Here is a 7,118-nt window from a genome sequence, read left to right as displayed (position 1 = left end):
CTCGAGCGCAACGAGCACGCGCAGCAGCGTCGCTTCGACCTGTCGGACCTGCGCTACAAGAACGGTGTCGACAGCTACCTGTCGGTGCTGACCGCGCAGACCGACCTGTACTCGGCGCAGCAGTCGCTGATCAGCGCGCGCCTGGCACGCTGGACGAACCTCGTCACGCTGTACCGCGCACTGGGCGGCGGCTGGATCCAGCACGCGGGCGAGACGCCGCGCGCACCGGACGAGACGGTCGACTACGACAAGGCGGCTGCTCCGGCTGCTGCGTCGGCGGCAGCGACGAACGGGTAAGCGCGACGGCGGGCAGGAGCGGGCGACCGCGCCGGTTCGCCGAAGTCGCGGTCCCCGGGATGCGACAACGCCACGGACGAAGGTCCGTGGCGTTTTTTTTGTGCGGCCGGTTCGGTTGGCCGCGACCGCGGATCGTCATCACCGGCACCTCCGCTATCGTCGCTCAATCACTCGCCGCAAAGCAAAACGCCACGGCAAGCCGTGGCGTTTTTCCTTTTCCGTATCGCGCCGTCCTTCGGCGCGTCCGGGTCGGACCGATCAGTGATGCACGTCGGCCGGGCGTCCGTCGAAGTCGTGCCCTGCGCGGCGGATCTCGCAACGCGCGTCTTTCTCGCCTTTCACGCCGTTGAACACGACGTTCAGGATCACGGCGGTGGCCGACGCGAGCAGGATGCCGCTATGCAGGATCGGCGCGAGCGCCGGCGGCAGCTTCGAGAAGAAGTGCGGCGACACGACCGGCACGAGGCCCATGCCGACGCTCACGGCGACGATGAACAGGTTGTGCGAGTTGTTCACGAAGTCGACCTTCGACAGCACCTTGATGCCGTTCGCGGCCACCATCCCGAACATCACGATGCCCGCGCCGCCGAGCACGAACGGCGGCACCGACGCGACGACCTGCGCCATCTTCGGGAACAGGCCGAGCAGCACCAGGATCACGCCGCCCGTCGCGCAGACGAACCGGCTCTTCACGCCCGTCACGCCGATCAGGCCGACGTTCTGCGAGAACGACGTATGCGGGAACGAGTTGAAGATGCCGCCGATCAGCGTGCCGAGGCCGTCGACGCGCAGGCCGCGCACGAGGCGGTCCTGGTTGACCGGACGATCGACCATGTCGCCGACCGCGAGGAACATGCCGGTCGATTCGATGAACGTGACGAACATCACCGTGACCATCGTCGCGATCGACAGCGGGTCGAAGTGCGGCAGGCCGAAGTGGAACGGCATCACGAAGCCGACCCACGGTGCGTGCGCGACGCCGTCGGTATTCACGCGGCCGATCGCGAACGCGATCACGAAGCCGGCGACGATGCCGAGCAGCACCGAGATGTTCGCGAGGAAGCCGCGGCCGTACTTGTTGATCAGCAGGATCAGCGTGAGCACGAGCAGCGACAGGCCGAGGTAGACGGGGCTGCCGTATTCGGGGTTGCCGACGCCGCCGGCTGCCCAGTTGATCCCGACTTCCATCAGCGACAGCCCGATCACCGCGATCACGGTGCCGACCACGACCGGCGGGAAGAACCGCAACAGCTTGCCGATCATCGGCGCGAGCACGATGCCGATGATGCCGGCCGCGATGGTCGAGCCGAAGACGTCGAGAATGCCGAGGCCGGGGTTGGTGCCGATCGCGATCATCGGGCCGACGGCCGCGAACGTGCAGCCCATGATGACGGGCAGGCGGATCCCGAAGATCCACAGGCCGAGCGTCTGGATCAGCGTGGCGATGCCGCACGAAAACAGATCGGCGCTGATCAGGAACGCGATCTGGTCTTTCGGCAGCTTCAGCGCGCCGCCGACGATAAGCGGCACGGCGACGGCGCCGGCGTACATGACGAGGACGTGCTGGAGACCAAGCGTTACAAGCTTGCCGGTCGGCAGCACCTCATCGCACGGATGGACCGTGTTCGATTGCATCTGTCTCACTCCATGATCTTGTTTTCGGGGTGGTACGAAGTTATGCGGAATGCCACATCGCAACAAGAGCGCTGGGTTCTATTCCGTTCTTTGCTGGTTCGATATGCCTGGTCGGCATGAAACAGGGTGTCGATCATCGGGAAACTGCCGCTGGAGTGAGGTTCCCCGGTTTTATAGCCCTACAAAATAGCGCGGACCCCCGTGTCAAATATCGGCCGCTTTATGGTGTGTATCGCGACCGCGGCATAGTGGCAAAAACGACCGGAGCAAGATCGCGCCGGGTTAACCCGCGGGCGGCTGTTTTGGCGGGCAAGGTGCGGCCCGGCGAAGCCGGTCGTTCACGACCGTGTTTTCGCGTCGCCGCGCGGCCGAAAGCGTCGCAAAAATCGGGGCGCATGGCGCGATCCCGCTATCATCGATATCCGTCCACTCGACTACGCCATCCCGTCATGCGCCTGCTCGGAATCGACCTCGGCACCGGCTCCGTCAAACTCGTCACGCTCGATGCCGATGGCATCGAGCGCGCGGTGGCGAGCGAACCCTATGCGTTGTCGTCGCCGCAGCCCGGCTGGGCCGAAATCGCGCCCGACGTCTGGTGGCAGGCGCTCGTGCGGGCCGCCGCGCGGCTGCCGGCCGGCGAGCGCGCGCAGGTCGCCGCGATCGGCTTCTCCGGCCAGATGCATGGCGTCGTGCTGATCGACGCGGCCGGGCAGCCGGTGCGGCCCGCGCTGTTGTGGCCCGATACGCGCGCGGTGCGCGAAGCGGACGCGGCGGATTGGCCCGCCGCCGGTTTGCCCGTCGCACCGAATCCCGTCGCGCCCGGCATGGCGGGGCCGCTGTTGCGCTGGCTGGCCGCACACGAACCGCAGGCGCTGCGGGCCGCACGCTGGGCCGTGCAGCCGAAGGACTGGCTGCGCGTGGCGCTGGGCGGCGAGGTCGTGGCCGATCCGAGCGACGCGTGCGCGACCGCGCTCGCGACGCCGGACGGCGCATGGGATACGGCGCTGATCGAGTCGCTGGGCCTGCCGCTCGACCGATTCGCGCCGGTGCGGGCGTCGGGCGCGCGCTGCGGCGTGCTCGATGCGAAGGCCGCGGCGGCACTCGGGCTGCCGGCCGGCGTGCCGCTGGCGACGGGGGCGGCCGATACCGCGTGCGCGGCGCTCGGCAGCGGGCTCGTCGCGGCCGGCGACGCGCTGCTGACCACCGGCAGCGGCGGCCAGATCGTCGTGCTCGCGGATGCGCTGCCGCCCGCGCGGCGTGGGCTGCACCGCTATCGCGCGGCAGCCGGCGATGGTTATTACACGATGGCCGCGATGCAGAACGTCGGGCTCGCGCTCGAAGCCGTGCGCGGCTGGCTCGGCTATCCGGGCTGGGCGGATGCGTACGACGACGCGTTCGCGCAGCCGGCGTCCGAGCGGCTGTGCTTCCTGCCGTACCTGACGGGCGAGCGCTCGCCGTGGATGAATCCCGATGCGCGCGGCGGCTGGCTCGGGCTCGGGCTCGGCGACACGCGCGGCGCGATGATGCGCGCCGCATTCGAAGGTGTCGCGTTCGCGCTGCGCGCGGGGCTCGATGCGATCCGCGCGGCGAACCCGGCCGATCCGGTGACGACGCTGCGCCTCGCCGGCGGCGGCTCGGTCGATCCGCGCTGGCGCCAGTTGCTCGCGGATGCGCTCGGCGCGTCGCTGGACGCGGTCGATTGCCCGAACGCCGCGACGCGCGGTGCCGCGCTGCTCGCCGGCGTCGCGATCGGACACTGGCGCGACGACGCGCTGCGCACGCTGGCGCCGGCTGCGTCACCCGTCGCCGCGCCGCGCGACGATCGCGCGCTGGCCGCCCGTCATGCGCGTTTCATCGATCTGTATGCGCGAACGGATGCGTGGTTCACGAGCGGCGTTTAAACTCGGGCACTTGTCCTGGATTGTCCTGTTGCGACAGCGGTGACGCCTCGCGGCAAGCCGACGACCGTTTCCCGCGCGCGACGGGCAGCGGGATCGGAGATCATGCCGGACACGATACGGCTTCGCCGTGTCGCGCGGTACGGCTCGACCTGATCACGCATGCGCTGCCGCGCGAGATGCTCGACGACGGCGTCGACCCGATGAAGAAGGGCGAATCGATTCGCCCGATCGTGCTGTATTGAACGGAAGGGAACCCCATGCTCGAACTCGTTTCTTCGCATGCTTGCCACGGTGGCGAGCAACGCTTCTATCGCCACGATTCGAAGGCGATCGGCCTGCCGATGAAGTTCTCGGTGTACCTGCCGCCGCAGGCGGCGCACGGCCGCGTGCCGGCGCTGTTCTATCTCGCGGGGCTCACCTGCACCGAGGAGACGTTCGCGATCAAGGGCGGCGCGCAGCAGTACGCGGCGCAGCACGGCCTCGCGCTCGTGATGCCCGACACGAGCCCGCGCGGCGCGGGTGTGCCGGGCGAGTCGGAGGCGTGGGATTTCGGCGTCGGCGCGGGTTTCTATGTCGACGCGACGCAAGCACCGTGGTCGACGCATTACCGGATGGAGTCGTACGTGACGGGCGAGCTGCGCGAACTCGTCGCGGCCGAGCTGCCGATCGACGGCGCGCGGCTCGGAATCTTCGGCCACTCGATGGGCGGGCACGGCGCGCTGACGCTCGCGCTGCGTCACCCCGACCTGTACCGGTCGGTGTCGGCGTTCGCGCCGATCGCCGCGCCGACGCGCTGCCCGTGGGGCGAGAAGGCGTTCTCGGGTTATCTGGGTGCCGACCGCGAAGCGTGGAAACAGCACGACGCAAGCGAGCTCGTCGCGCGCGCGGATGCGCCGAAGTTCGCGGACGGCATTCTCGTCGACCAGGGCCTCGCCGACCAGTTCCTCGCGAACCAGCTGAACCCCGACGTGTTCGAAGCCGCGTGCGCGAAAGCCGGCCAGCCGCTGACGCTGCGCCGCCATGCGGGCTACGACCACGGTTACTACTTCATCTCGACGTTCATCGCCGATCACGTCGCGCATCATGCGCGGGTGCTGGCACGTTAGTGCGATAAACCGGCCGCGCCATCCGCCATCAGCGAGTGGCGCGGCGCTTCCACTTTCGCAGCGTGCGCAAGGCGAGCCAGGTCACCGGTATCACGACCGCAAGCGCTATCAGCAAATGCACGACGATGACGAGATCATCGCCCGACTCGCCGTCCCAGAATCCGGGAACATGCGTGACGAGCCAAGCCCACGCGCGCTCGGGTATCGGCAGTGCGAACGACTCGTGAGTGAGGCACAGCCGTGCAAGCGACACGGATGCCACGAGTACCCAAGCGGTCACCGCGGCTCGGTACGCGACTCGCTTCATTTGACTGTAATCGTGCCGTACGCACGCACGGAGGAGCCGGGGATCGGAACCGGCTTCTGCGCGATCAGCAAGTTTCTCAGTCGCGCGTAATCGATCGTCGATTCGATGGTCACGCATACCCTGCTGATTCCCTGCACGCCTTTGGGGGCGTGCCGACATGCGCGATTGCGCACCCTGTCGAGCGCCCGCTGAACGTCATGTGCGTCGCCGCAACAGGCTCGCCCCATACACGAGCGCGGACAGCGCGGTGATCCAGAAACTCGTCGGCCAGTCGGTGTGATACGCGAGCGCGATCCCGGCCCACGCTTCGAACAGCGCGAACAGCGCGGCGAGCAGCACGCCGGTCGACAGCCGCGTCGACACGTTCTGCGCGGCCGCGGCCGGCCCGACCAGCAGCGTGAACACGAGCAGCACGCCGACGATCTGCGTCGCCGCGGCCACCGCGAGCGCGCACACCGCGAGGAACAGCATCGACACCGTGCGCAGCGACACGCCCTTGGCTTCGGCCAGTTCGGGCTGCAGCGACGCGAACAGCAGCGGCCGCGCGATCAGCGCGAGCGCGACGAGGCTCACCGCGCCGATGCCTGCCAGCACCGCGAGCGTATCGTGGCTGACCGCGAGCACGTTGCCGAACAGCAGCGCGGTGACCTGCGTCGCGAACGACGTGTAGAAATGCAGGAACAGCAGCCCGAAGCCGAGCGCGCCCGACAGGATCACGCCGATCGCGACGTCGCGGCCGGCGAGCCGTTCGCCGAGCGCGCCCATCCCGATCCCGGCCGCGAGCGTGAAGCCGACCATCCCCCAGATCGGCGAGATGCCGAGCAGCACCGCGCCGGTCGCGCCGGTGAAGCCGACGTGCGACAGCGCGTGGCCGGCGAAGGTTTGTCCGCGCAGCACCAGGAAGTAGCCGACGATGCCCGCGAGCACCGCGACGATCCCCGACGCGGCGAACGCGTTGATCATGAAGTCGTATTCAAACATCGTGCGAATGCCCGGGATGAGCGTGTCCGTGGTGGTGGTGACCGTGATCGTGACCGCCGCCGCCGTGCGAGTGGCCGTCGTCGTCCTCGTGTTCGTGATCGTGCTTCTCGATTTCGACGTCGCCCGACATCACGAAGATCCTGCCGTTCACGCGCATCACGTCGATCGGCGAGCCGTACAGGCGCGACAGCACGGGTTTCGTGATCACCTCGTCGACGGTGCCGAGCGCCGCGACGCCGTTGCCGAGATACAGCACGCGGTCGAGCGCGTTCAGCAGCGGATTCAGTTCGTGCGCGGAAAACAGCACGGTGATGCCGAGCTCGCGCTGGACGTTGCGCACGAGTTCGACGACGCCGCGCTGGTGGTTCGGGTCGAGGCTGATCAGCGGCTCGTCGAGCAGCAGCAGCTTCGGGCTGCCGAGCAGGCACTGCGCGAGCAGCAGGCGCTGCCGCTCGCCGCCCGACAGTTCCGACAGCGGCCGGCGCGCGAGCGTCGGGCCGCCGACGAGGTCGAGCACGCGGTCGACGTCGCGCCGCGTCGCGGCGTTCGTGTGCGGCAGCCCCCAGCGGTGGCCGTCGGCGGCCATCGCGACGAAGTCGTAGCCGCGCATCCGGCGATTCGCGAGGCCGCTTCTGATCTGCGGCATGTAGCCGATCGACGCGTTGCCGCGCACGACCGGCACGCCGCCGACCGACAGCGTGCCACCCGTGACGGGCACGAGGCCGAGCACCGCGCGCATCAGCGTCGTCTTGCCCGCGCCGTTCGGCCCGAGCACGCCGACGAATTCGCCGGGTTCGATCGAGAAGCTCACGTTGCGCAGGATCGTGCGTCCGCCCAGTTCGAGCGTGACGCGATCGAGTGCGAGTGCGTGGGGAGTGGCGGTCATGTCGT

8 protein-coding genes are annotated in these 7,118 nt (G+C 68.8%); 4 read left to right on the top strand and 4 right to left on the bottom strand.

Going from position 1 to position 7,118, the window contains the following annotated elements:
• The coding region (locus DIE12_RS34955) for a TolC family protein (protein WP_148092730.1) at positions 1-297 on the top strand (297 nt) is incomplete at its 5' end.
• A 258-nt stretch (positions 298-555) separates the two neighbouring features.
• Here the strand turns inward: DIE12_RS34955 and DIE12_RS34950 are convergent.
• Complete coding sequence (locus DIE12_RS34950) at positions 556-1,932, bottom strand: nucleobase:cation symporter-2 family protein (protein WP_185500334.1); 1,377 nt, start codon at positions 1,930-1,932, stop codon at positions 556-558.
• 449 nt (positions 1,933-2,381) lie between these two features.
• Between DIE12_RS34950 and DIE12_RS34945 the strand changes: the two genes are divergently transcribed.
• The 3 genes from DIE12_RS34945 to fghA are packed head-to-tail and all read left to right on the top strand — an operon-like array spanning position 2,382 to position 4,939.
• Positions 2,382-3,833 (top strand): xylulokinase, encoded by a 1,452-nt coding sequence (locus tag DIE12_RS34945; protein ID WP_124522957.1) that lies wholly within the window; start codon positions 2,382-2,384, stop codon positions 3,831-3,833.
• Between the two features lie 20 nt (positions 3,834-3,853).
• Entirely contained in the window at positions 3,854-4,075 is a 222-nt protein-coding gene (locus DIE12_RS39120; protein ID WP_185500333.1) for a hypothetical protein, read from the top strand.
• 15 nt (positions 4,076-4,090) lie between these two features.
• Positions 4,091-4,939 (top strand): S-formylglutathione hydrolase, encoded by an 849-nt coding sequence (gene fghA / locus DIE12_RS34935; protein ID WP_124522959.1) that lies wholly within the window; start codon positions 4,091-4,093, stop codon positions 4,937-4,939.
• Between the two features lie 28 nt (positions 4,940-4,967).
• On the opposite strand, the gene DIE12_RS34930 is transcribed toward fghA, so the two are convergent.
• The 3 genes from DIE12_RS34930 to DIE12_RS34920 form a co-directional block, all read right to left on the bottom strand.
• Entirely contained in the window at positions 4,968-5,246 is a 279-nt protein-coding gene (locus tag DIE12_RS34930) for a hypothetical protein (protein ID WP_124523138.1), read from the bottom strand.
• A gap of 195 nt (positions 5,247-5,441) precedes the next feature.
• Positions 5,442-6,227, bottom strand: a complete 786-nt coding sequence (locus DIE12_RS34925) for a metal ABC transporter permease (protein WP_044844479.1) — start codon at positions 6,225-6,227, stop codon at positions 5,442-5,444.
• Positions 6,220-7,113: an ABC transporter ATP-binding protein gene (locus DIE12_RS34920; RefSeq protein WP_124522963.1), complete on the bottom strand. Its 894-nt coding sequence runs from the start codon at positions 7,111-7,113 to the stop codon at positions 6,220-6,222. Before DIE12_RS34920 ends, DIE12_RS34925 begins: the two co-directional genes overlap by 8 nt.
• Positions 7,114-7,118 lie beyond the last annotated feature (5 nt).

Origin of the sequence: Burkholderia sp. Bp9015 (assembly GCF_003853505.1) — a bacterium.
In the GTDB taxonomy this organism is placed as follows: domain Bacteria; phylum Pseudomonadota; class Gammaproteobacteria; order Burkholderiales; family Burkholderiaceae; genus Burkholderia.
This window is presented reverse-complemented; position numbering and strand designations above follow the sequence as displayed.